This is a genomic window from Streptomyces sp. NPDC051738 (genome assembly GCF_044453205.1).
GTDB lineage: Bacteria > Actinomycetota > Actinomycetes > Streptomycetales > Streptomycetaceae > Streptomyces.
On sequence record NZ_JBITCM010000020.1, the window covers coordinates 142191 to 165343 of the forward strand.

The following is a 23153-nucleotide window of genomic DNA, read 5'->3' on the forward strand; positions in this document are numbered from 1 at the left end:
GCCCGTTCGGCCTGGCTGCCGGGGTTGGCTGCGTGGTCGTCGGCGTGGGCGGGGCGGGCGGGGTGGGCGCGGTCAACTGGGTGGGTCGCGCCGGTGCCTTGGGAGCCGGTGCCTTGAGAGGCGCAGGTCGTCCCATGGGGGGCGGTGTGGCCCGGGGGGTCTGCTGCCAGGTGGGAAGTTCCGTCTTCCCGGATCCGCCGCGCGCTCCGGCCGTAGGAGCCCCTTGCCAAGTGGCCTGGTCGGTCGACGCGCTCGGACCGGTCGCCTCCTGCTCGGGCTCGGGCACAGTCACTGCGTCCCTCCGCTCTGGCTCTTGTTCAGCAGCAGCAGGCCGGTGACGATCCGGTAGATGCCGTACAGCGCCGGGCCCCAGGCGACGACGTACACGCCCCCGCCCTGGGCCTGGGAGTAGGTGATCGTGGTGATGAGCACGCCGCCGATGAGCCATGCGGCGCCGAAGCCGAGGGCGCGCTTGCCCTTCGTTTCCCAGATGGCCCGCTGTTCGGCGGTAACGACCTGGTACGGCGCGGGAGCGGTCGCGTACGGAGGCTGGGAGGCGGCCGGGTCGGTCTGCCCGGCGGTGCTGTTGCTGTTGCTGTCGGTCATCGTGAACTCCTAGACGATCGGGCGGTTGTGCGCGCGGAGGGCCGCGACGATCCGGTCCACGAAGGCGTCGCGGCCCTCCGACAGGACCAGCGGAATGAGCACTGACGTGCCGTCATGGGCTTCCAGCCGGTAGCCGACGACCTCGCCCACGGCGGACCGGTCGCCGCGCCGGTGGTGGACGCTCCTGAGCTGGGCGACGTTCGGCCATGCGACGGCGCGGAGGCCGGACCTGCGCCGGTGCACGATCCCGCCGGCGTACAGGTAGTGCGCCTGAGCACCGGCGACGAGACCGCGGATGCCGTGGACGACCCCGGCGACGAACATGAGCAGGAAGCCGAGGTGGACGGCGCGCAGCACCGAGTACGAGAAGGAGAAGGCCGACGCGTCGGAGAGCGGCCCGTGCAGCACGAACATGAACGCGAGCGCGATGGCCGCCATGACCGCCCCGGTCGCCAGTGCGCGTGACGGCGAGCCCGCCTGACGGACGGTGATGTACTCGCCGAGCCCCTGTTCGGCCGCCAGTCGGTCGACCTCCGGGGGTGCGGTCTTCGCGGGAAGTGGTGCGGTGGCAGGCTGCTCCGGACCCTGCGCGGTGTCTGTCATGCGGGATGTCTCCATTACGTCGACGGCTGAGACGACTCTGCTGCCGCCCGCGGCCTCACGTAACCTGAGGGCTCTCAGGGTCTCCGCGATCTCGGGTGCGGATGACGTGGATGACATGGGGCGCGCAGCATGGAGACGGTCATCGTTCAGCTCCCGGAGCCCTCGGGGGCGGCTGCCGTGCGGCACGGCCGGCCGCGGCAACTCACGCTCGGACCGGGGCAGATGGCCACGTTCGGGCGCGGGTCCGGAGAACGGCCGGTCGACATCGCCCTCTTCGGCGAGGGTGTCTCGCGCTACGCGGGGGAACTCACCGCGAGCGGCGACCACTGGCGGCTGACCAACTTCAGCCCGCGCACCACGTACGTGGTGGAGAACCTGGAGGGCGGCGGCGAGTACGTGAAGGTCGCCCCGCGCCGAATGGGCACGCCCATCCCGTTCGAACTCTCCCGCGTCGTACTGCCGTTGACCGACGGGTTCGTCCGGTTCACCGTGTTCGCCCCGCGTCACACCTTCCTCGACCCGGGACCGGAGGCTCCCACGGGCCTCTCGGCCGAGCTGACCCTCATGCCCTTCGTGCTCGATCCCACGGCCAAGTACTTCCTGGTGCTGCTCGCCCTCTGCGAACCCCGGCTGCGCGACCCGTCCAGCCTCGCCATCCCCAGCGTCAACGACGTCGTCAACCGACTGCGTACGCTGCCCAGTTGCGCCGACCTGACCGTGCCGGCCGTCAACTTCCACATCGACTACCTGGCGAACTCCAAGCTCAAGGTGCGCGAGCGCACCGGCACGCAGGACAGTCCGCGCCTCGACTGGAAGCGCGAGGCCCTCGTCTCACTCGCCCTCCGCTTCGACCTGGTCCAGGAGAAGCACCTGCAGACCTTCTGGGACTCGACGCGTGAGTGAGGGCCCTGCTGCCCTCGGCCTGCCCGCAGAGCGAGTGACGCTCCGTCAGGCCTGTGGTGTCCGACGGGGTTTGTTGGTTGTTCCCGTTCGAATCTGGCAGACTTCTCGCCCTTGACGGCTGTTGACCGGGTGAGCTCTGGGGGACGGTGTGTGGGATCGGGGCACCGTGCTCGGTGGGCGCTACTCGCTGGCCGCACGGATCGGTGGCGGTGCCATGGGCGACGTCTGGCGGGCCGACGACACTGTGCTCGAACGCCGGGTCGCGGTCAAGATCCTGCGCCAGGAGCTGCTGGACGACGCCAGGTTCGCCAAGCGTTTCCGCAGTGAGGCCCTGATCCTCGCCGCGCTGGACCACCCCGGCATCGTCGACGTCCATGACTACGGTGAGAACGCCCTCGGCGACGGAAGCCGGGTCGCCTACATCGTCATGGAACTCGTCGAGGGGCGGCCGCTCGACGAACTCCTCAAGGAGAGCGGGCCGTTGCCGCTCGCGGAGGCGCTGGCCACCACCGCCGAAGCTCTTGAGGCGCTGCACGCCGCGCACCGGCGGCAGGTCGTGCACCGTGACATCAAGCCGTCCAACCTGTTGGTCTGCGCCGACGGCCGGGTGAAGGTCACCGACTTCGGCCTCGCCCGCGACCTCGCCACCTCCAAGATCACACCCGAGCACGCCGTCGTCGGCACCGCGCGCTACATCGCCCCGGAGCAGGTCGAGGGCCACGGCACCACCCCGGCGGCCGACCTCTACTCCATGGGTGTCGTCTGCTACAAGATGCTCACCGGGAAACTGCCCTTCGACGGTGAGCATGCCCTGGAGGTCCTGGTCAAGCACGTCCAGGAGCCGGTGCCGGACCTGCCCGCCGACTTCCCGCAGCCTGTGCGCGAATTAGTCGCCACCGCCCTCGCCAAGAAACCCGAGGACCGTTTCCCCGACGCCGCGACGATGGCCGCCGCGGCCCGTGCCGCGGTCCCTGCGACGCCGATCGGCACGGTGGCCGAGGGCGCGGTGGCCGGCGGCGAGGTCGTTCCCCCGGAGTCCGGTGACGCGGCCGAGGCCACGGTCACCACCCGGCAGGGACGCTCGGGTCGTGGGCGCCGCCGCGTACTCATCCCCTTGCTCGTGGCCTGCGTTGTCACGGCGGTCGGCGGAAGTGTCGCGCTCGTCGACCCCTCGTTTTTCCGCTCCGACGCGAGCGCGCGAGGGAGCGGGGCCTCCGCGACCGCGACCACGTCCGCGTCCGGTGCCCACAGACCCACCACTTCGCCCTCGGCCTCCCGCTCACCCAGCGCCAAGCCGTCGTCCTCCGCCACGGCGAAGGACACCGCCGAACCGGTGGACCCCCCACCCTCGTCCCCGCCCACCTCGCCGACGGCGGGAGGCTCGTCCGCCGCACGCCCGACCGCGCCCACGACCCGGGAGCCGAGCGCGTACCCGGTCGCGGGCGTGAGCATGAGCGACGACCCCGCGGCGATCAAGGGCTCCGGGGCCTCCGCCGGGCCCGCCGGCGGCTGCACGGCCTGGCTCGACGACGCCGGCTCCGGCAACCTCTACGGGATGCTGAACACCAGCTACTTCGAGACGTGCCGCGCCGAGTTGATCCGGAACGACGGGCTGTCCGTCGGCCTCGCGGCCTCGTACGGTGCGGCACGCACCAGCGTGATCTCGGGCGTCGGTCACACCACGCGGATCTGCGTCTGGCAGCAGGGCGCGGCTGACGACAAGCAGTGTTCCGCCACGGTCGTCATCCACAACGGCTCTCCCGCCGTGCAGTGACTATACGACGAAGGCCGGTTCCCGTGACTCAGGTCACGGGAACCGGCCTTCACTGTTCGGGACTCACACCCCGGCGTACGAGTGCTTGCCGGAGACGAAGATGTTGACGCCGTAGTAGTTGAACAGCCAGCAGCCGAAGGCGATGAGGGCCAGGTAGGCGGCCTTGCGGCCCTTCCAGCCGGCCGTGGCGCGGGCGTGCAGGTAGCAGGCGTAGGCGACCCAGGTGATGAAGGACCAGGTCTCCTTGGGGTCCCAGCCCCAGTAGCGGCCCCAGGCGTCGCCCGCCCAGATCGCGCCCGCGATGATCGTGAACGTCCACAGCGGGAAGACCGCGGCGTTGACGCGGTAGGAGAACTTGTCGAGGGACGCCGAGGCGGGCAGCCGGTCCAGGACGGAGTTGGCGAAACGGCCCGGGGTGCCGCCGCCGGCCAGCTTGTTCTCGTAGCTGTCCTTGAAGAGGTAGAGCAGCGTGGAGACGGCGCCGACGTAGAAGACCGCGCCGCAGAAGATCGCCGTGGAGACGTGGATGTACAGCCAGTACGAGTGAAGGGCGGGAACCAACTGGTCGCTCGCGGTGTACAAGACAGTGACGGCGAGGCCGAGATCGAGGAGGACCGTGGTGATCAGGAACAGCCCGAGCCAGCGCACGTTCTTCCGCAGCGCGAGCAGCGCGAGGTACACACCGACCGCGACGGTGGAGAAGGTGATGTTGAACTCGTACATGTTGCCCCACGGCGCCCGCTGCACCGACAGAGCCCGCGTGAGCACCCCACCGAACTCGATCAGAAACGCGAGGACGGTGAGGGAGATGGCGATACGCCCGTAGAGGTCGCCCTGCGCGTCCCCGCCATGCGCCCCGGGCCCGTCCGGCACGTCCCGCTGCCCGGCCGTGGCCCGCACGACGACCTTCGGCCGTTCCAGTACGGCGGTGGAGCCGCCCTTCTTCACGGTGACCGCCGGCGCGGCGGCCTTCTCGGCCTTCCCCGGGGTGAGCGCGGCGGCCGTGCGGCCGACCTTGCTGCGACTGCCGAGGAGCCATTCGGCGATGTACGCGAAGAAGGCCAGCGTGTAGACGGCCATCGACGAGTAGATCAGCGTGTTGCTGATGTTCGCGAGGTTTTCGTTGGTGGCGGCGGCCAGCTCGGTCGCGGCGGCGAGAGTCACTTGGGCTCAGCCCCTTCGGCGGGTGCGACTTGGGGGTCGGGGGATGAAGGATCTGCGGGTTCGTCGTCGGGGTCGGCTGCCCCCGGCGCCTGCTCGAAGAGGATCCCGGCGAGGTCGCCGAGTTCCTCGGGGACCTTGGCGGACTCGCTGCGGCCGAGGCCGGCCATCTCGACGACGGTGACGCCGTCGGGGCCGGGTGCGGCCCGCACCCACACGCGGCGGCGCTGGATGAAGAGGGAGGCGGCGAGGCCGAAGATCGCGGCGAGGGCACCGGCGAGCGCCCAGCCGCTGCCGGGCTGGCGGGCGACCTGGAAGCCGGCCCACTCCTTGATCTCCTTCTCGAAGGTGATCGAGCCGGCGCCGTTCGGGAGCTTCATGGTCTCGCCGGGCTTGAGGTTCTCGCGGAGCTGCTTGCCCTTGGAGTCCTTGAAGCCCTTCAGCTTCTGCTTGTCGAGCTGGTACACGCTCTGCGGGAGCCCGGCGTTGACGCCGAGGCTGCCGTGGTAGGCCTCCAGGTTCAGCACCGGGTTCAGGAGCGCCGGGAACTGCGAGACCACCGCGGTGCCGGCGCCGCCGTACGACGGCAGGAAGAAGGCCTGGAAGCCGAGTTGGTCCCACTTGCCCTGGGCGTCGCGGTAGCCGTCCATGACCTTGATCGCACCGGTCGAGGTGACATTGCCGTCGAGCGGAAGGAGGGGGACGGCATCTTGGAAGACGATGGCGCCCTTGCCGTCGCGGACCGTGATGACGGGGGCGTAGCCGTGGCTGACGAGATAGACCTTCGAGTCGCCGATCTCCAGCGGCTCGTTGACCTTGACGGTGGTCTTCTTGTCCTTGCCGTCGGCGCCCGTGCTGTAGGTGAGGTCGGCCTCGTAGGTGCGCGGGGTGCCGCGGTTGGGGCCGCTCACCTCGTAGGTGCCCTTGAAGTCCTTGAGGGTGAAGCTGAACGGGTCGAGGTCGTCCTGGGAGAAGAGGCTGCCGGCCTTGAAGTCGTCGTACTGGGTGAGGGTGTTGGAGAACCCGTCGCCCTCGACGATCAGCTTGTTGCCCTCGGACTTGAACAACTGGCCCCAGGCGAAGGCGATCAGCATCACGATCAGCGCGATGTGGAAGGCGAGGTTGCCGACCTCGCGCAGATAGCCCTTCTCGGCGGCGACGGCGTCACCGGCGAGGTGGGCGCGGAAGCGGCGCTTCTTCAGCAGGGCGAGCGCGGCCTCGCGGACCTGCTCGGGCTCGGCCTCGGTGCGCCAGGTGGTGTAGGCGGGCAGCCGGGTCAGGCGCCTCGGGGCACCCGGCGGGCGGCCGCGGAGCTGGCCGACGAACTGCCAGGTGCGCGGGACGATACAGCCGATGAGGGAGACGAACAGCAGGATGTAGATCGCGGAGAACCACACCGAGCTGTAGACGTGGAAGAGGCCGAGCTTGTCGTAGATCGGCGCGAGCGTCTCGTGCGCCTGACGGAACTCGGCGACCTTCGCCTCGTCGATGCCGGTCTGCGGGATGAGCGAGCCGGGGATCGCGCCGAGCGACAGCAGCAGGAGCAGCAGCAGCGCGACCCGCATCGAGGTGAGCTGCCGCCAGAACCAGCGGGCCCAGCCGATGACACCAAGGGAGGGAAGATTGGCGATCTCGTCGGCGGGGGCGGTGGAGAGCTGGGAGCCGGCGGCGCCCAGGTCCTCGTCACCGGTGGCCGGGGTCGACTCGGGCGCGCTGGTCTTCGTCTTGCTCATCGATCAGATCCCCACAGTGAAGCCGTTGGACCAGACCTGCATCTCCTGCACGATGCGGTCCCACGCGCCGGTCAGCAGCAGCACACCGGTCACGATCATCATGGTGCCGCCGATGCGCATCACCCAGACGTAGTGGCGCTTGACCCAGGCGAAGGCGCCGAGGGCCCTGCGGAAGGCTACTGCGGCGAGCACGAAGGGGATGCCGAGGCCCAGGCAGTAGGCGACGGTGAGTATGGCGCCGCGTCCGGCGCTGGCCTCGTTGATGGCGAGCGTCTGCACGGAGGACAGGGTCGGGCCGATGCACGGCGTCCAGCCGATGCCGAAGAGGGCACCGAGGAAGGGGGCGCCGGCCAGCCCGGTGGCGGGCCTGGTGTGGAAGCGGAACTCCCGCTGGGTGAGCCAGGGCATCAGGCCCATGAAGAAGACGCCCATGAGGATCATGAGGACGCCGAGGATCTTCGTCAGGACGTCCTTGTTCTCCTGGAGGGTCGAGCCCCAGTAGCCGAACAGCGCCCCGCCGGAGACGAACACGACGGTGAAGCCGAGCACGAAGAGGGAGGCACCGGCGACCATGCGCCCACGTCGGGCCTCGGCCAGGTCGGTGCCGCTGACTCCGGTGACGTACGACAGATAGCCGGGGACCAGCGGCAGGACGCAGGGCGAGAAGAAGGACACGAGCCCGCCGAGTACGGCGATGGGCAGCGCCAGCAGCAGGGCACCGTTCATCACGGTGCCGTTGTAGGCCGGTTCCGCGGCGAGTGTGAGCACTGCGGTCACCGGTTCACTTCTCCGCGAGGACGGGCTTGATCATGCTGCGCAGTGTCTCTTCGCTGAGGGGCTGCAGCGTGCGCGCCGCGATCCCGCCCTTGCGGTCGATGATGAGCGTGGACGGGATCGCCTGCGGGTTGAGCGTGCCCTTCTTGAAGCGGAGCATCTGCTTGCCCGTGGGGTCGTACAGGCTCGGGTAGGTGACCCCGAACTCCTTCTCGAAGGCCTTCGCCGGGGTGGTGCTGGTGTCCCGGGTGTTGATGCCGACGAACTCGACGCCCTGGCCCTTGAGGTCCTCGTAGACGGTCTGGAAGTTCTTCGCCTCGGCCCGGCAGGGCGGGCACCACGATCCCCAGACGTTGATGACGAGGATCTTGCCCTTGTACGCGGCGGTGCTGAGCTGCTTGCCGTCGATGGTCTCGCCGGACAGGTCCGGCGCCGCGGCGCGCTTGCCCTGCGCGACCGTGTCGATGCCGTTGCTCCCGGGCACGAAGTTGGCCCCGCCACCGCCGCCCGACGTACCCGATCCACACGCGGACAGGGTCAGCGCGGCAACGGCGGCGCCGGTGACGGCGAGCAGGGCGGAACGGCTACGGGCGCGACGGGCGGCACTCATGTGAAAAGTTTCGCATGTCCGTTCCGGGGATCTTGCGCACCCCCCGCTCGGACGTAAACCCGCATTTCAGGCGGCGTTTGAGGGGTTCGCAGAGGAGGTCGCCCCCAGGAACTCCTTCCAGCCACCGAGCGGCTGCTGCCCCTTCCCCAGGGTCCGCAGCTTGGCGAGGACTTCCGGCTTCTGTACGTCCAGCCAGTCCACGAACTGCCGGAAGGAGACGAGCCGTACGTCGGCCCCCTTCTCCTTCTCCCGCGCGATGTGCTTGAAGGCCTGCTCGACGGCGTCCATGTAGATGCCGCCGTTCCACTGCTCGAAGTGGTTGCCGACGAAGAAGGGCGCGCGGTTTGTCTCGTATGCCCGCTTGAAGCCCGCTATGTAGGACTCGGTGGCCTGCTTGCGCCAGCTCGGGTAGTTGTAGGAGGGCGCGTTGGTGGAGTTGATCGACTGGTTGGCCAGCATGTTGTAGTCCATCGACAGGACCTCGAAGCTGCGGCCGGGGAAAGGTATCCCCTGCAGCGGCAGGTCCCACAGCCCCTGCTTCTTCTGCGGCCACACCTGCAGGCCCCCGGACGAGGAGGCGTCGTAACGCCAGCCCAGTTCACGGGCGGTGGGCAGCAGATTGTCCTGGCCGAGGAGGCAGGGCGTACGGCCGCCGACGAGTTCCTTCTCGTAGTCGAAGGGCAGGGACGGCAGGTCGGTCCAGCCGCTGTTGGTCCGCCACTCCTTGACGAAGGCCTTCGCCTGCTGGATCTCACTGGCCCACTGCTTCGGCGTCCAGTTGCCGACGGTGCCGGTGCCGGCGCAGAAGTGGCCGTTGAAGTGGGTGCCTATCTCGTGGCCTTCGAGCCAGGCGCGCCGGACGTTGGTCAGCGTGGCCTTGACGTGCTCGTCGGTGAGGTAGCCGATGTCGGAGGCGCCGCGCGGGTTGTTCGGGGGGTCGTAGAGCCGCTTCTTCGACTCGGGCAGCAGATACAGCCCGGAGAGGAAGAAGGTCATGGACGCGTCGTGCTCCTTGGCCAGGTCAAGGAAGCGCGGGAAGAGGCCGTTGCCGACCTCGCCGGCCCCGTCCCAGGAGAAGACGACGAACTGCGGCGGCTCCTGTCCGGGCTCCAGCGGCTCGGGCTTGCCGGGCTGGCGGGGCTGCTTGCCGGTGTAGGAGGTGGAGCCGTCGCCTATGGGGCGGGCGCGGTTCGTGTGCGTTCCGGGCTTGTTGGCTCCGCCGTTTCCGGAACCCGAGGACTGGTTCGACCCGTCTGACGACGTGAGAGTGCCGCATCCGGCAAGCCCCACGGTGGCGGCCGCCCCCACACCGAGCCCGATGACTCCCCTTCGGCTGAAGTTGCCCATGTCCGCCCAATCCGTCGCACTTCTCTGGTGGTCACCCAGTCAGAGGGCGCGACGAACGGGCGGGTTCCTCCGCATCACGGAGGTTTGGCAACAAATATTACAAACGTGTATCAGGCGCCGAATGCCTTGTCCTTCCCCTTCACCGGCTTGGCACCGGCGCGGAGATGGGCGGGCACGAGATCGATGGCGGGCTCGGAGTAGCCGACGGACACGACCCTGTCGCCCTGGTACGTGAAGCTCGTCAGGGACGCGAGCGTGCACTGCCGCTTGCGCGGGTCGTGCCACAGCCGCCGCTTCTCGACATAGCTCCGCACGATCCAGATCGGCAGCTGATGGCTGACCAGCACGGCCTCGCGCCCACGCGCCTGGTCCTTGGCGGAGTCGAGCGCCCCCATCATCCGCACGACCTGGTCGACGTACGGCTCACCCCAGGACGGCTTGAAGGGGTTGACGAGATGCTTCCAGTTCTCCGGCTTCTTGAGCGCCCCGTCCCCCACGCCGAAGGTCTTGCCCTGGAAGACGTTGTCGGCCTCGATGAGCCGCCCGTCGGTCGCGAGGTCAAGACCGTGCGCCTTGGCGATCGGCGTCGCGGACTCCTGCGCCCGCTCCAGCGGGGAGGCGCAGACGTAGGCGACGTCACGGGAGGCGAGATGCTCGGCGACCCGGTCCGCCATCTGCCGCCCGAGCTCGGAGAGGTGGTACCCGGCGAGCCGGCCGTAGAGGATCCCGTCCGGGTTGGCGACCTCGCCGTGCCGCATGACGTGGACGACGGTGATGTCGCTGTTGTCGCTGTCGCTCTTGTTGCCGTCGCTGTTGCTGCTGCTGTCGTTGGTCATGGCGTTGTCGGTCATGCCGCCGTGGCCTCCGCCGCCGCTCGGGCCGCCGCCGGGAGGGCGTCGGCGATCCTCTGGACGGCCCGCTCGTCGTGGGCCGTGGAGACGAACCAGGACTCGAAGGACGAGGGCGGCAGATAGACGCCCTGCGCCAGCATCGAATGGAAGAAGGCGTTGAAGCGGAAGGACTCCTGCCGCTTGGCGTCCTCGTAGGTGCGGACCTCCCGGTCCGTGAAGAACACGGAGAACATGTTGGAGGCGTTCTGCAGCCGGTGCACGACGCCCTCCTTGGTGAGGGCCTCGGTGACGAGCGACTGGATGGCCGCCGACACCGCGTCGACCTTGTCGTACGCCGCCTGGTCGAGGAGCCGCAGCTGGGCGAGGCCGGCGGCGGTGGCGATCGGGTTCCCGGAGAGGGTGCCGGCCTGGTAGACGGGCCCGGCGGGCGCGAGGTGCGCCATCACATCCGCACGCCCACCGAAGGCGGCGGCGGGGAAGCCACCCCCCATCACCTTGCCGAAGGTCATCAGGTCGGGCTTGACCCCGTCGATGCCGTACCACCCGGCGCGGCTGGTCCGGAACCCCGTCATGACCTCGTCGGAGATGAACAGGGCGCCGTTCTTTCGGCAGGCGTCCTTGAGCCCCTCGTTGAAGCCGGGCAGCGGCGGGACGACGCCCATGTTGCCGGGCGAGGCCTCGGTGATCACGCAGGCGATCTCACCGGGGTAGCGGTGGAAGGCCTCGTGCACGGACTCAAGATCGTTGTACGTAAGGACGATGGTGTCGCCGGCCTGGGCGCCGGTGACGCCCGGGGTGTCGGGAAGGGCGAAAGTGGCAACACCGGACCCCGCCGCGGCGAGCAGCGAATCGACATGCCCGTGGTAACACCCGGCGAACTTGATCACCTTGGACCGCTGGGTGAACCCGCGGGCGAGCCGGATGGCGGACATGGTGGCCTCGGTGCCACTGGAGACGAGCCGGACCTGGTCGACGGGCTCGATCCTGGCGACGATCTCCTCGGCGAGCTCGACTTCCCCCTCCCCCGGCGTACCGAAGGAGGTGCCGCGGGAGACGGCGTCCTGGACCGCGGCGATGACCTCCGGGTGGGAGTGCCCGAGGATCATGGGCCCCCACGAGCAGACGAGGTCGACGTACTCGCGCCCGTCGGCGTCGGTCAGATACGGACCGGTGCCGGACACCATGAACCGGGGCGTACCGCCCACGGCACGGAAGGCGCGGACCGGGGAGTTCACGCCGCCGGGTGTGACGGCGGCCGCACGGTCGAACAGAGCCTGCGAGGCAGGCGCATCGTATGGATAGGGCGTACCTGAAGAGGGCGCTTCGCTCATGACCTGCGACTACTCCGACCTTCTCTGACCTTCTCCGATGATCTCGGACTCCGGTTGCCAGTGACCTCCTCAGGGTAGGCCAGCGGGCGGAAACGGCAGCGGGGGCTACTGACCCCGCCCTTCCGCACGCCCTCCGGCACGCTTCCGCACCCCCTCCCCCTTCACCCCCTCCACTCCCCTTCACCCCCGCTCCCTGTCCGCGATCTGCGAGACTGGACGTGATACACACAGCTCATGCGGGGTGTGGTGGTCGGGGACTGAAAAGATCCTGCGGACAGGTGTTTCAGCGCACGTTTCGGCGGGCGGCCGTGGGGGAGGTCACTGACACGATGATCGGGTTGCGCGGCGGGGGCCACGCGTCCTAGAAAAGCAGTCGGGTGGAGATATGCATCGCGGTGGCGGACTGGGCGAGGGGACTGATGACCTGGGTCCTCGACGTGCCCGGCGAGGAAAGCACCGGCGCGACGCGGAGGATTCGAACGAAGCACGTCAGGGACACGTAGTACCGGATATGCCGGGTGTACCGAACGAGTCAGAGCGGGCCGACCGACGCAGCGAACGCAGCGATCGGCTGAGGGTGAGCAGGAATGGTGGTCGGGTGGGGGTGACGTACAAGTACTTCGGCGCGCCCGACGGCGCGACCGCGGCCCGGGTCCCGATCTCGATGCGCCCCGAGGAACTCGGCGGCGACGAGCTCGGCATGAACGGCATGTTCACCAAGATCAAGCCGGAGACGATGGCCGCGATGGTCCTGACGGGCATCGAAGGCGTCCCCCTGCACAAGGTCCCGCCCCTGGAACTGGTCGTCCTGCACCCCGACTACGCGGTGGTCAAGCTCCCGATGACGGTGGTGGACCCCCTGCGGGGCATAGGAGAGGAAGCGGTCGGCGCGGCCGCGTTCATCTGGTCCACGGTGCCGGATCGGGGTGGGCCCCGGGATGCGTTCAATGTGTATCAGTTGCTGCATGAGTGGCAGGACTTCAGCCATCGGCTTCATGAGGCGGGGCATCAGCCTTATTGCCTTGTTTGGCCCTGAGCTGGGGTTGCTCGGCGTCTCCGCCTCCCGGCACCTCGCCCCCCAAGACAGCACCGCCCCCAGCCCACATCTCGCCACCAGCCCCTCAGGCGTAGCCTCGAAATGATCAGCACGCCGGTATTCGGACCGGCTGCGGCCAAGGCCAAGGGGCATATGGGCCGTCCGCTCGTAGGTCGGCGTCAGTCAAGATAGGCCCTCCCGCCGTGCGGCACTCGTGCAGGCCCCGCAGTCGGTGCCAGCGCCCGCGCCCGCGCAAGGGAGGTCGGTCGAGTGGACGGCTATCTGCGCGGTGCTGCTGTCGTCGCGGCTGCCGTGTGTCTGGCTGCGGGCCTCGGTGCCTGCGGGACGGGCGGGGAGTCCGGTGGGAACGCCTCCGGCGGGGGCGGGATGAGGATCGGTCTGCTGCTCCCGGAGAACCAGACCGCTCGCTACGAGCAGTTCGACCGGCCTCTTGTCGAGAGGAAGGTCAAGGAGCTCTGCGGGGACTGCGTGGTGGAGTACGCCAATGGCCGGGGGGACGCGGCCACCCAGATTCGGCAGATGGATTCCATGATCAACAATGGGGTCGAGGTCGTGATCCTCGGCGCCGTCGACGTCAGGTCTCTGCGCTCCGCGGTGGAGGAGGCGCGGGATGCGGATGTTCCCGTCGTCGCCTACGACCGGCCCGTCGAGGGCCCGGTCTCCGCCTACGTCTCCTATGAGAGCGAGACGATCGGCAGGGTTCAGGGCGAGGCCCTTCTCAAGGCTCTGGGCGACCGGGCGAACGGCGGCCAGGTGGTCAGGTGGTCAGGGTGGAGGGCCCCGCGATGACGCCCGAGGCGATCTTCGTCCTGGAGGGCAAGGTGAAGATCAGGACCTATCAGGCCCCGGCATGGGACGCAGGCGAGGCCAACGCCCTCATGTCCCGTGCCGTCGCCGAGCTGGGCGCCGACAACATCGACGGCGTCCGGGCCGCCAACGACGCCATTGCCACCGGCGTCATCTCGGCCCTCAGAGCCGCGCACATCGAGCCGCTGCCGCCCGTCGCCGGGCAGGATGCCGAACTCTCGGCCGTGCAGCGCATCGTGAGCGGCGATCAGTACTCGACCGTCTACAAGCCCTACAAGCCCGAAGCGGACGCCGCCACCGAACTGGCCGTTGCCCTGGGACGCGGTGAAAGCATCGACGGCCTGGCCGAGGACAGGATCAATACCGCCACCAGCAAGGACATCCCGGCTGTGCTGCTGCAGGCGAGCTCCGTGACCGCCGACAACGTCGGGAGCACCGTCGTCAAGGACGGCATGTACACCATCGATCAGATCTGCACCCCGAAGTACCGGCTCGCTTGCGGGGAGGCCGGGCTCACGCCGTAGCAAGGCGGCGCCGGTTCGGCGGTCAAGGGGAGGAGTGTGGCTGTCGTGCACCTGCCGCGTTCCCGTTCGCCCCGTTCGCCCCGTGCCCCGTTCGCCCCTCCTCGTCGCTCCCGGCGGTCGGCCGGGGGAGGGAATCCGGGGCGCGGTAGCCGGTTGGCCGGGGCTCGCTGCGGTGTACTGCGGTGGGAGGTGGGCCGATGGCCGGGCGAGCGGGCGGTGTCGCAGTGTGCGTTCTGCTGGTCGTCGGCGGCATCGGCGGCATCGGTGGGTGCGGCACCGCGGACGGGCGGCGGGCCGACGTACGCGATACCGCGACCGCCTTCCAGGCCGCGCTGGGTGCGCGAGCGTACGACCGGGCGTGTGCGTTCCTCGCGCCGGGCACCGTGGAGGAGCTGGAGCAGTCGACCGGTGGTCCGTGTGCGCGGTCGCTGCGTGAGGAGTCGCCGGCGCCGGGCGGTGCCGTGCGGCGGACCGATGTGTACGGCAATCAGGCGCGGGCGGTGCTCTCCGCCGACACCCTCTTCCTCTCCCGCTTCACCTCCGGTTGGAAGGTCGTGGCCGCCGGCTGCGAACAGCGGCCGCGGGAGCCGTATCAGTGCCGGATCAAGGGCGGGTGAGGGATGCGGGTCATGTTCACCGTCGTCCTAGGGATCATCACGGTCGGCCTCGTCTATCTGGCGGCCCTGGGGCTGATGCACCGATGACCGAGCACTCGTCCCGGAGCGGCGCGCCGACCCACCGGGGCCTGCGGGGCTTCGTGCGGGACAACGGGCTCGGGCTGTTCTTCACCGTCACGTTCGTGCTCGCGCTGGTCGGGCAGGCCATCGCGGGCCACGCCGACTTCAACAACCAGCTGGCCGTGGACGGACTCCAGCAGATCTCCCTCGGCGAGTACCTCACCACGTCCGACTTCGCCGTCGACGTGTCCGAGAACTGGCAGTCGGAGTACCTGCAGTTCTTCCTGTACGTCGGCGTGACGGTCTGGCTGCTGCAACGCGGCTCCCCGGAGTCCAAGGAGCTGCACAAGGGCGGCACCGAGTCCGACGAGGAGCAGCTGGTCGGCGCGTACGCCAAGGAGAGTTCGCCCAAGTGGGCCGGGGCGGGCGGATGGCGTCAGGCGGTGTACTCGCACTCGCTGCTGCTGGTCATGGGGACGATCTTCCTGCTGTCCTGGCTGGTCCAGTCGATCACCGGCGTGGCCGCCTACAACGAACAGCGGCTACGGCAGCTGGAGGCCCCGCTGAGCTGGTCCGGCTACCTCGGCGCCGCGGACTTCTGGAACCGCACCCTGCAGAACTGGCAGTCCGAACTGCTCGCCGTCGCCTCGATGGCCGTGCTCTCGATCTATCTGCGGCAACGCGGCTCCCCGGAGTCGAAACCGGTGGGAGCGGCCCACGGCGCCACGGGCGTGGAGGGCTGAGTACGGGCAGGAGCTGCTCCGAGCGTCGCGTCAGCCGCCGGTCGTCAGCCGTCGGTCGTCAGTCGTCGCTCGTCAGTCGTCAGTCGTCAGTCGTCAGTCGTCAGTCGTCAGTCGTCAGTCAGAGATGACCGGGCTGCGCCTGCTCCACTCGCCACCGTGCACCGCCTGGTGCATGAACGCGGCGACGTCCGCTCGGCTGATCGACGGGTTGCCCTTCATCGGCAGCCGGTCGTCCGCGTGGTACGTGCCCTTGGCCGGGCCGTTGGTCAGCTTGGTCGGGAGGACGATCGTCCAGTCCAGGCCGCTGGTGCGGATGCTCTCGTCGGCGATCGCCTTGTCGGCGTAGAGCGACCGCAGCAGGGTGCTGTAGATCAGCTTCTGCGGCGTGCTCGACCAGGCGAAGGTGTCTCCGACGCCGAACGACGACAGCCAGACCAGGCGCGATACGCCCGCTTCCCGCGCCGCGCCGATCGCGGCCGCCGAGGCACGCGTGAAGAGGCCGTCGGCGCGCACCGAGTTGCCCCTGCCGAGGGCGGAGACGATCGCGTCGCGCCCGGTCGCGGCGGCAGAGACGTCGCGCGGCGACGTGGCGTCTCCGGTGATCGGCGTGACCTGGTCCGCGAGGTCACCCAGACGCGCAGGGTTTCGCACCAGGGCGGTGACCGAGTCGCCGGCTCGCAGGGCCAGGTCCACGAGATGGCGGCCGGTGGGGCCGGTCGCTCCGAGGATGAGCAGCTTCATGGCCAGGACCTCCGAGACGGGAAAGCATAAGCGGACAGCTGTCCGATACGGGGAAACGTAACGGACAGCTGTCCGCTCAGCAAGGCACACGCGCCACCACGCGTCCCACCCCGGCCCGGCCAGGCCCGGGACGCATCGCGCCTCAGGACCGCGTCCCCGGCCCCGTCGCCAACAGCCCGTTGACCACCAGCGTCGCCAGCGTTTCGGCCGTTTCGGCGAGCTGTTGCGGCGAGGTGTGCTCGGGCCTGCCCAGGCGCCGGGCCAACGGCACCTCCACCATTCCCGAGATGGGCGGGACGATGGCGAAGAACAGCACGTCCATCGGCACGGGTTCCATGCGCCCGTCGGCCACGAGGCGATCGACGATGCCGCCCAGGGTCTGCACGGTCGGGGCCATGTACTTCTCGTAGAGGTAATCCAACCGTTCGCTGTCCAGGGTGAATTCGTTGACGAGGAGCCGTCCGACCAGCGGCGCGTCCGCGGCGCCCCGGTAGAAGCCGACGATGATCTGCCGCAGTCGCTCGGCGTCGTCGAGCGAGGGGTCCACCTGCGCCATGCCCGCCAGCTGCCCCCCGAGCGAGTGGTCCACCACCGCGCGCCAGAACGCCGCCTTGGATCCGTACCGGTCGTTGATGAAGTTGTGGCTGACGCCCAGGCGGCGGGCCAGCTCGCGCGCCGAGGCATGGTCGTAGCCCAGCTCCGCGAAGGCCTCGACCCCGCGCCGCAGGATGACCGCCTCGTCGGGCACCGCGGGAGCGCCCGCGCCCGGACGCCCCGCCGGACGTCCCGGCCGTCGAGCGGATTCGGCTCTTGCACCCACCTCTGCCTCCTTCACTGCGTCACCCCGGCCCGCCTCTTGTCCCGGGTTCCCAGGGCTCTCCAGCACTTTACTTGACACCTGTCAGACGCGAGCTAATCTGACAGACGTCAGGCAAATCTGACAACCGTCAGGAGAGGGCGCATGGCCATGACCGCACACGACCCCCGGAACAGCACCGACCCCTGGGCGACCCCGCGCACCTGCGGTGACCCGCTCGCCGACGCCGTCGTAGCCGAGCTGGACCGCCTCGGCACCCCCGCGCGGCAGGCCCTCGACGCCGGCCTCCGGCACGGTCCGGCCGGCCTGGACGGTCTGGACGAGCCGCCGCCCGACGCCGTCGCCGCGCTGCTGGAGCACCTGGAGTCCGGCCCCTCCCGGGTCGACCCCCTGATGCTCCACCGGGGAGACGTCGTGAGCCTGTCCGTGCCGCCCCTGTGGTTCGGGCTCTGCTCGATCACGAGCGCGCTGGCGTACATCTCCGCGTCCCCGGACGTCGCACGGCTGCTGACCCTCGCGGGCAGGCCGGCGGACACGGCGTCGCGGCGCCTCGTGGAAACCGGCGTGTGGGCGCGGCAGACCATACGGCCGGGCGGGCGGGAATTTGACGACAGGCCCTAAGCCCAGGCGGCGCGGCGCCGGGCGCTCCAGGGGCCTGCGCCCGAGCTGATCGCGGCCGTCCTCCCGGCGGCCTGATCCGCCGGACTCCCCTCCGCAACCGCCTCTCTGCTCCCGCCTGTTCACACCTTCTGATCCGGAGTCCTCGTCATGCCCAACCACTCCACCGACGCACCCACCGCCACGGGCACCGTGTCCACCCTCCCTCCCGCCGAGGCGCCGCCCGCGCCACCCCGCCATCGCTGGTGGATCCTCTCCGTGATCGGTCTGGCCCAGCTGATGGTGGTGCTGGACGCGACCATCGTGAACATCGCCCTGCCCTCGGCCCAGCAGGACCTGGGCTTCTCCGACGGCGACCGGCAGTGGGTCGTCACCGCCTACGCGCTCGCCTTCGGCAGCCTGCTGCTGCTCGGCGGACGGATAGCCGATCTCTTCGGCCGCAAGATGACCTTCCTGGTCGGCCTGGTCGGCTTCGCGGGCGCCTCCGCCGTGGGCGGCGCGGCCACCAGCTTCGAGATGCTCATCGTCGCCCGCGCCGGACAGGGCGTGTTCGGCGCCCTGCTCGCCCCGGCCGCGCTGTCGCTGCTCACCGTGACCTTCACCGACGCCAGGGAACGCGCCAAGGCCTTCGGCGTGTACGGCGCCATCGCCGGCGCGGGCGGTGCCATCGGCCTGCTGCTCGGCGGTGTCCTGACCGAGTACCTCGACTGGCGCTGGACCTTGTACGTCAACCTCGCCTTCGCGGCCGTCGCCTTCGTCGGCGGCGTGATCCTGCTGCAGCGCACCGTCCGCGACAAGAACGCCAAGATCGACATCCCCGGCGCGTTTCTGGTCGGCAGCGGCCTGTTCTGCCTGGTCTACGGCTTCTCCAACGCCGAGAGCCATGACTGGAGCTCGGTGGCCACCTGGGGCTTCCTCGTCGCCGGTGCCGTACTGCTCGCCGCGTTCACCTGGTGGCAGACCCGCGCCGAGCACCCCCTGCTGCCGCTGCGGATCCTGCTGGACCGCAACCGCGGCGCCTCCTTCGTCTCAGTGCTGATCATCGGCGCGGGCATGTTCGGTGTGTTCCTCTTCCTCACCTACTACCTGCAGCAGAGCCTCGGCTACACGCCCATCGAGACGGGGCTGGCCTTCCTGCCCATGATCGCCGCGCTGATGGTCACCTCCACCCTCGCCACCACCGCGCTCGTCCCCCGGTTCGGCCCCAAGCCCGTCGTGCCGCTCGGCATGGGCATCGCGGCCGCCGGCATGGTCTGGCTGACCGGCCTCGACCTCGGCAGCGGCTACGTCGCGCACATCCTGCCGCCGCTGATCGTCGCGGGCCTGGGCTTCGGTCTGGTGATGGCGCCCGCGATGAGCCTGGCCACCAGCGGTGTCGCCGCCGAGGACTCCGGTGTCGCCTCCGCCGCCGTCAACACGATGCAGCAGGTCGGCGGTTCGCTCGGGACCGCCCTGCTCAACACCCTGTTCTCCAGCGCCCTCACCGACTACCTGGCCGACAAGGACCCCAGGGACCCCGCGGTTCTGGCGCAGGCCAGTCTGGAGGGCTACTCCACCGCCTACTGGTGGTCCGCCGTCTTCTTCGCGGTCGGCCTGGTCATCAGCGTGCTCCTCTACCGGCGCGGCGCACCCGCCCAGGACCCGGACGCCGCCCCCGTCGTCCACATGTGAGGTACGACGGACGGAACCCGGCGCGGCACCCGAGTCGCGCCGGGTTCCTACCATGAGAGCAACCATGAGAGCCATGAAGGAGACGAAGGAGACCGTCACCGCCATGAAGGAGCCCGTCGAGCCGCCGATCCCGCCCGCGCCGGGCGCGGAGCAGTACCCGTCGCTCGCCCTCGTCAACAGCGTGATCGCGCTGCCGGGCGGGCAGTTCGTCGACTTCCTCGGCACTCCGGCGGCGGCGAACCAGTGGCTCGTCGAGCGGGACCTCGCCCCCGTCGACGCCGGTATGCGGGAGATGTGCGCCGCGCAGCTGCGCTCGCTGCGGGAACAGATCCGGTCCCTGTTCGACTCGCGGGTCGCGGCGCTGCCCGCCCTCCCCGCCGCCCTGGCCGCCGTGAACGACGCGCTGACCAGGGTCCCGACGGCCCCACTCCTGCGGTGGGACGACAAGGACGGGCCGTATCGCGCCGCCTCGCACCCCACCACCGAGATCGTCGACCACGCCCTGGCGACCCTCGCCGCCGACGCCGCCGACCTGCTCACCTCACCCGACGCCGAACGCCTCACCGCCTGCGGCTCCGCCCCCTGCAACCGCTACCTGCTCCGGCACGGCCGCCGCCACTGGTGCTCCACCCGCTGCGGCGACCGCGCCCGCGCGGCCCGCGCCTACGCCCGCCGCACCCGGCCCGAGAACGGCTAGGCCCTGTCGCTCAGGGCGCCCCGCCCGGTTCCGGTCCCACATGGCCCGGCCGGTTCCGGTCCCACTTGGCCCGGCCGCGACGACTCGTCGATGCCGACCGTCGATCGGCGCCACGCCCACCCGTCACGCCCCGTCGATCACCACCAGGTCCATCGGCACCAGCGTCGTCGACGCCATCAGCGCCCGGATCAGGTGGTCGTTGAGCGCGTTGCCGACGGGTTCGCCGACCTCCTCGCGGGTCAGCCCGGGCACCCCGTCGTGGGACAGCCGCATGCGCACGCCGTTGACGAGGTGCTCGACGCGTTTGTCCGTCCAGTTCTCGGCGGGCCGCACCTCGGCCAGCAGAGCGGCGGTCTGCCGCCAGGTCAGGGGCTGTGGGCGGGGTTCGTGCAGCAGATACCGGCGGCCGAGGGCGACGAGGGCGAGCCGCTCCTGGTCGGTGAGCGTCCACACCCTCGGCGGCCTGGTGACGTCCTCGTGCCTCGGCGCCCGGTGGCCGCCCTCGGAGTCGGTGACGAAGACCTCCAGCAGATGCTCGCGGCCCCGCGAACCGCCGATGAACAGCGGGGTGTAGCCGGTGTCCAGGGGCAGCGGCTCCTCACCCCGGAACAGCAGCCGGCCCCCCGAGCAACGGATGGGCAGGCGCCCGGTGTTGCTCACCCACCAGCGCCCGTCGCGGTGGGTGAGCGTGCCCTGGTGGCGGCTGACCTGCGGGTCGTCCTCGCCCAAACAGACGTGCACCTCGGGCCGGTTGCGCCCGAACAGCACCTCGCGGCCCTCGCCGGGACCCAGCGTCATACCGCCGCCGAGCGCGAGGGCGAAGAGCGTGCCGGGCACGAGGGCGGAGGCGCCGCGGGCGAGGCTGCCGTAGGTGGGGGGCAGGGCGCGGCCGTCGGGGAGGGCCCGTGCGTGGCCGGCGGGGACGGGTCCGGTGCGTCCCGCGGGAACGGAACCCGTACGACCCGCGGGAACGGATCCTGTACGACCCGGGGGAACGGGTCCGGTACGACCCGGGGGAACGGGTCCGGTACGACCGACGGTCATGTCCCCTCCGGGAGTTGCTCGGCGATGTTCTTCAGCGCGGTGGCCGTCAGCGCCTCGGCCATGGCGCACTCCTTCTCGGTGGGCCGCTGCCCGTGCACGGTGAGCCGGAACAGTTCGACCGTCGGGTCGCCGACGGAGTTGGTGTAGGTGCGGTGCGGCGCGTACACGGCGCAGCTGCGGTCACCCTCGTCGTCCGGTGCGACGTACGTCGTCGTCCCGGCGATACGTGTCGGCCGCCCGTTGTCCTCCGGCTGATTGTCCCGGTTGAACGCCAGCCGCACAAAGGCCCGGTCGCCGTCCGGGCTCGCCCATTCGCAGGTCCAGTCGGCGAAACCGTGGTCCGACGGCCGGGTCCGCAGGTCCGGCACCCGCTTGAGCGCGGCGGTGTCGAGCAGCGCGCAGGCGTTGAGCCGGGCCAGGGAGGTGGCGGGCCACGACGCCGGGCGCCGGGGCACCGGGCCCCGGTCCAGCACCGTGACCGCGTGGTCGGTGGCGGCGTCCGCCAGGGCGCAGGGGTCGGGCGCGTCGACCTCCCGCCGCTTCCCGATGACCACGATCCCCCGGCGATCGGAGGTGGCGATGTACCGCTCGCAGTCGTCGCCGTCCCGCGTCATGCTCGCGATCTCGATGTTGCCGACCCGGCGGACCGGCACACTGCCGTCGAACTCCCGGGCCTCGCTCAGGAAGTTGACCTCGACGCCGGCGAGTTCGTCCCCGTCGTCGCTCAGCAGCAGCACGTCACAGCGGTCCAACTCGCCGTAGTCCGGGTCGAGTTCGGTGTCCCCGAAGCGGCTCAGCGAGGCGGCGTCGAGCAGCTCGCAGGGGTCGGCGGTGGTGACGTCGCCGATCGCGCCGGCCTGCGCGGTGACCGTGGCGGAGGGCTTCGCGTCGGACGCCTGGCCCTTCTCGCGCGCGTCGCCGCCCGCCGTGAGGCCGATGATCCCGGCCGTGACGGCGGCCGCCGCGACCAGCGCCCCCGCCGTGATCGCCAGGGGCCGCCGCCGACGCCGTACGGCACGCGGCAGCCGCAGGGTGAGCGAGGCGAGGTGCGGGGTGGGGCGGTCGGGCAGCCTGCCCTGGAGGTCCGGGGGCGGTGGGGCGGCCCGGGTCAGCAGCCGGTGCGCCTCGACGGCGTCGGGGCGGCGCCGGGAGTCCGGCTCCAGCAGCGCGGCCAGCGGGGCGGTGAGCAGTCCGGCCCGCTCAGCGGGTTCGAGGTGCCCCTCGACTGCTCGGGCGACGTAGGCCATGGGGTGCTCGGCCTCGCCGTACGGCGACTGCCCCTCGACGGCCGCGAACAGGCTGGCGCCGAGGGAGAACACGTCGGCCTTCTCGTCGGCGGGCCGCCCCTTGGCCAGTTCGGGCGCCAGGTACTTGGGCTTGCCGCGCACCACGCCCGACGTGATCGTGTGCGTCTGCGTGACGTCGCTCCACAGCGCGCGGGCGATCCCGAAGTCGGTCAGCCGGGCGACGCCGTCCTCGGTGACCAGGACGTTCTCCGGGGTGACGTCGCCGTGCACCACGCCCATGGAGTGGGATTTCGCCAGCGCGGCCGCGATCTGGCTGCCGACCGAGCCGGCGTCCTCGGGCGAGAGCAGGCCGCTGTCCTTCACGACCTGGGCGAGGCTGCGGGAGGGGACGTACTCCATGACGATCCAGCAGGCGGCCTCGCCGCCGGCCGTCCCGTCCGGCCCCTCATCCTCGACGAAGTCGAAGACCGGCACGATGTTCGGATGGTGCAGCCGCGCCGCGTACTGCGCCTCCTTCTTCAGTCTCCGGGCGGCCTGTTCGTCGTCCGGGCGCGCGCACTTGACCGCGACGGTCCGCCTCAGCGTCTCGTCCCAGGCCCGCCACACCACGCCCATTCCGCCGCGACCGATGGGTTCCTGAAGGAGGTAGCGGCCGGCGACCTCGTGCCCGGCCCGTAGCGTCAACACGGTCACGGAGTGTACGGAGCGGTGGTCCAACAGTGACTGTTTTCACGGGACTTCATACGGACGAGCACAGGACCCCCCCTTGGGGCCCCGACCGGCCTCCTCCCCTCCCCTCCGCTCGCCGCACCCGGCC

The 23153-nt window shown here is 70.3% G+C and carries 23 protein-coding genes; 10 read left to right on the top strand and 13 right to left on the bottom strand.

Annotated elements, in window-relative coordinates; genetic code table 11:
• Window positions 1-288: 288 nt before the first annotated feature.
• Together ACIA8X_RS36395 and ACIA8X_RS36400 are read right to left on the bottom strand one after the other, a co-directional pair.
• Window positions 289-606, bottom strand: a complete 318-nt coding sequence (locus ACIA8X_RS36395) for a hypothetical protein (protein WP_399460083.1) — start codon at window positions 604-606, stop codon at window positions 289-291.
• 9 nt (window positions 607-615) lie between these two features.
• Window positions 616-1209: a hypothetical protein gene (locus ACIA8X_RS36400; protein ID WP_399460084.1), complete on the bottom strand. Its 594-nt coding sequence runs from the start codon at window positions 1207-1209 to the stop codon at window positions 616-618.
• 129 nt (window positions 1210-1338) lie between these two features.
• Between ACIA8X_RS36400 and ACIA8X_RS36405 the strand changes: the two genes are divergently transcribed.
• The gene (locus ACIA8X_RS36405) at window positions 1339-2112 is read left to right on the top strand and encodes a serine/threonine protein kinase (RefSeq protein WP_399460085.1); all 774 of its coding nucleotides are present in this window, start codon (window positions 1339-1341) and stop codon (window positions 2110-2112) included.
• 166 nt (window positions 2113-2278) lie between these two features.
• Window positions 2279-3886, top strand: a complete 1608-nt coding sequence (locus ACIA8X_RS36410) for a serine/threonine-protein kinase (RefSeq protein WP_399460086.1) — start codon at window positions 2279-2281, stop codon at window positions 3884-3886.
• A gap of 63 nt (window positions 3887-3949) precedes the next feature.
• On the opposite strand, the gene ccsB is transcribed toward ACIA8X_RS36410, so the two are convergent.
• The 7 genes from ccsB to hemL form a co-directional block, all read right to left on the bottom strand.
• Window positions 3950-5050 carry a c-type cytochrome biogenesis protein CcsB gene (ccsB, locus tag ACIA8X_RS36415; RefSeq protein WP_393458396.1) on the bottom strand — a complete coding sequence of 367 codons (1101 nt, stop codon included), beginning with the start codon at window positions 5048-5050 and terminating at the stop codon, window positions 3950-3952.
• Window positions 5047-6780 carry a cytochrome c biogenesis protein ResB gene (locus tag ACIA8X_RS36420; protein WP_399460087.1) on the bottom strand — a complete coding sequence of 578 codons (1734 nt, stop codon included), beginning with the start codon at window positions 6778-6780 and terminating at the stop codon, window positions 5047-5049. The genes ccsB and ACIA8X_RS36420 overlap by 4 nt, the downstream gene beginning before the upstream one ends.
• Before the next feature lie 3 nt (window positions 6781-6783).
• Window positions 6784-7557 (bottom strand): cytochrome c biogenesis CcdA family protein, encoded by a 774-nt coding sequence (locus ACIA8X_RS36425; RefSeq protein WP_393458390.1) that lies wholly within the window; start codon window positions 7555-7557, stop codon window positions 6784-6786.
• Window positions 7558-7561: 4 nt separating this feature from the next.
• Window positions 7562-8164 carry a TlpA family protein disulfide reductase gene (locus ACIA8X_RS36430; protein ID WP_393458387.1) on the bottom strand — a complete coding sequence of 201 codons (603 nt, stop codon included), beginning with the start codon at window positions 8162-8164 and terminating at the stop codon, window positions 7562-7564.
• A gap of 66 nt (window positions 8165-8230) precedes the next feature.
• Complete coding sequence (locus tag ACIA8X_RS36435; protein WP_399460088.1) at window positions 8231-9511, bottom strand: hypothetical protein; 1281 nt, start codon at window positions 9509-9511, stop codon at window positions 8231-8233.
• A gap of 110 nt (window positions 9512-9621) precedes the next feature.
• Window positions 9622-10347, bottom strand: a complete 726-nt coding sequence (locus tag ACIA8X_RS36440; protein WP_399460116.1) for a histidine phosphatase family protein — start codon at window positions 10345-10347, stop codon at window positions 9622-9624.
• A gap of 11 nt (window positions 10348-10358) precedes the next feature.
• Complete coding sequence (hemL, locus tag ACIA8X_RS36445) at window positions 10359-11693, bottom strand: glutamate-1-semialdehyde 2,1-aminomutase (protein ID WP_393458381.1); 1335 nt, start codon at window positions 11691-11693, stop codon at window positions 10359-10361.
• Window positions 11694-12291: 598 nt separating this feature from the next.
• Here hemL and ACIA8X_RS36450 point away from each other — a divergent pair.
• The 5 genes from ACIA8X_RS36450 to ACIA8X_RS36470 all read left to right on the top strand — a co-directional run bounded on the left by ACIA8X_RS36450 (window position 12292) and on the right by ACIA8X_RS36470 (window position 15501).
• Window positions 12292-12729, top strand: a complete 438-nt coding sequence (locus tag ACIA8X_RS36450; protein ID WP_003974483.1) for a hypothetical protein — start codon at window positions 12292-12294, stop codon at window positions 12727-12729.
• 270 nt (window positions 12730-12999) lie between these two features.
• Window positions 13000-13539 carry a substrate-binding domain-containing protein gene (locus ACIA8X_RS36455; protein ID WP_399460090.1) on the top strand — a complete coding sequence of 180 codons (540 nt, stop codon included), beginning with the start codon at window positions 13000-13002 and terminating at the stop codon, window positions 13537-13539.
• Window positions 13536-14081 (top strand): substrate-binding domain-containing protein, encoded by a 546-nt coding sequence (locus tag ACIA8X_RS36460; RefSeq protein WP_399460091.1) that lies wholly within the window; start codon window positions 13536-13538, stop codon window positions 14079-14081. Before ACIA8X_RS36455 ends, ACIA8X_RS36460 begins: the two co-directional genes overlap by 4 nt.
• A gap of 197 nt (window positions 14082-14278) precedes the next feature.
• The gene (locus ACIA8X_RS36465) at window positions 14279-14698 is read left to right on the top strand and encodes a hypothetical protein (RefSeq protein WP_399460092.1); all 420 of its coding nucleotides are present in this window, start codon (window positions 14279-14281) and stop codon (window positions 14696-14698) included.
• An 83-nt stretch (window positions 14699-14781) separates the two neighbouring features.
• Entirely contained in the window at window positions 14782-15501 is a 720-nt protein-coding gene (locus tag ACIA8X_RS36470) for a DUF6766 family protein (RefSeq protein WP_393458369.1), read from the top strand.
• 114 nt (window positions 15502-15615) lie between these two features.
• On the opposite strand, the gene ACIA8X_RS36475 is transcribed toward ACIA8X_RS36470, so the two are convergent.
• Window positions 15616-16242, bottom strand: a complete 627-nt coding sequence (locus tag ACIA8X_RS36475) for an NAD(P)-dependent oxidoreductase (protein WP_393458367.1) — start codon at window positions 16240-16242, stop codon at window positions 15616-15618.
• Window positions 16243-16384: 142 nt separating this feature from the next.
• The gene (locus tag ACIA8X_RS36480; protein ID WP_399460093.1) at window positions 16385-16990 is read right to left on the bottom strand and encodes a TetR/AcrR family transcriptional regulator; all 606 of its coding nucleotides are present in this window, start codon (window positions 16988-16990) and stop codon (window positions 16385-16387) included.
• A gap of 213 nt (window positions 16991-17203) precedes the next feature.
• Here ACIA8X_RS36480 and ACIA8X_RS36485 point away from each other — a divergent pair, with 213 nt between their 5' ends.
• The 3 genes from ACIA8X_RS36485 (at window position 17204) to ACIA8X_RS36495 (ending at window position 20045) form a co-directional block, all read left to right on the top strand.
• Window positions 17204-17680 (top strand): hypothetical protein, encoded by a 477-nt coding sequence (locus tag ACIA8X_RS36485; protein ID WP_399460094.1) that lies wholly within the window; start codon window positions 17204-17206, stop codon window positions 17678-17680.
• A gap of 147 nt (window positions 17681-17827) precedes the next feature.
• The gene (locus tag ACIA8X_RS36490) at window positions 17828-19348 is read left to right on the top strand and encodes an MFS transporter (RefSeq protein WP_399460096.1); all 1521 of its coding nucleotides are present in this window, start codon (window positions 17828-17830) and stop codon (window positions 19346-19348) included.
• Window positions 19349-19421: 73 nt separating this feature from the next.
• A complete protein-coding gene (locus ACIA8X_RS36495; RefSeq protein ID WP_393458352.1) occupies window positions 19422-20045 on the top strand; it encodes an ABATE domain-containing protein in 624 nt (207 codons plus the stop codon).
• A 123-nt stretch (window positions 20046-20168) separates the two neighbouring features.
• On the opposite strand, the gene ACIA8X_RS36500 is transcribed toward ACIA8X_RS36495, so the two are convergent.
• Window positions 20169-21089 carry an FHA domain-containing protein gene (locus ACIA8X_RS36500; protein WP_399460097.1) on the bottom strand — a complete coding sequence of 307 codons (921 nt, stop codon included), beginning with the start codon at window positions 21087-21089 and terminating at the stop codon, window positions 20169-20171.
• Complete coding sequence (locus tag ACIA8X_RS36505; RefSeq protein WP_399460098.1) at window positions 21086-23023, bottom strand: protein kinase; 1938 nt, start codon at window positions 23021-23023, stop codon at window positions 21086-21088. Before ACIA8X_RS36505 ends, ACIA8X_RS36500 begins: the two co-directional genes overlap by 4 nt.
• Window positions 23024-23153: the final 130 nt, after the last annotated feature.